Genomic DNA, 727 nt, shown 5'->3' on the forward strand with positions numbered 1-727 from the left:
GGTTTCATTTTTGCACTTACTTTGATTCCTACCGTTATGTTCGCACTGGGTATGATCAATGTACTTGAGCACTATGGCGCACTAGAAGCGGCACGCAAACTGTTAACGCCGTTTCTTCGTCCAATTATGGGTATTCCGGGTAACTCTGGTTTGGCTCTTATCGCTTCGCTGCAAAGTACCGACGCGGGCGCGGCGATGACTCGTCAGCTTAAAGATGAAGGCCATCTCACCAAACGCGAAACCGATGTGTTCACTATGTTCCAGTTCACCGCTGGTGCCACCATTGTTAACTTTTTCTCCTCAGGGGCGGTACTGTTTACGTTGACGATGGCGGATGGCTCGCTTGCCGTAACGTCTTCTATTGGTTTGGCGGTTGTGGTGATGTTCTTGTTTAAAATTGTGGGTGCGAACTTATTCCGTATCTATCTAAACATCACAGAAGGTAAAGAAGACAAGCAAGAGCAAAGCAAATCTGAGAACTTAAAAGAGGAGACGGCGTAATGAGTGACGTAAAAGTAAGTAAGCCGATGGTGACGGATATTTTCGTTGAAGGCGCTAAAAAAGGCTGGGTTATTGCGACAACATCAACCGTGCCTAACGTTCTTATGGCGTTTGTCATCATTAAGGCGTTGCAGATTACTGGCGCGTTGGATTTGATGGGCTCGGTATTTTCTCCAGTAATGGCGGTTTTTGGTTTGCCAGGTGAAGCGGCTGCGGTGCTGATTGG

General features: G+C 47.3%; 2 protein-coding genes. Both read left to right on the top strand.

What is annotated here, in order from left to right; all coding sequences use genetic code 11:
• Nucleotides 1-501: nucleoside recognition domain-containing protein (locus tag R8O11_RS27435; protein ID WP_318194903.1), on the top strand; the 501-nt coding region annotated here is incomplete at its 5' end.
• Nucleotides 501-727, top strand: a 227-nt coding sequence (locus R8O11_RS27440; RefSeq protein ID WP_318194904.1) for a nucleoside recognition domain-containing protein, incomplete at its 3' end; no start/stop codon positions are given. The genes R8O11_RS27435 and R8O11_RS27440, both read left to right, overlap by 1 nt.

It is taken from the genome of Vibrio sp. 1288 (assembly GCF_033344475.1).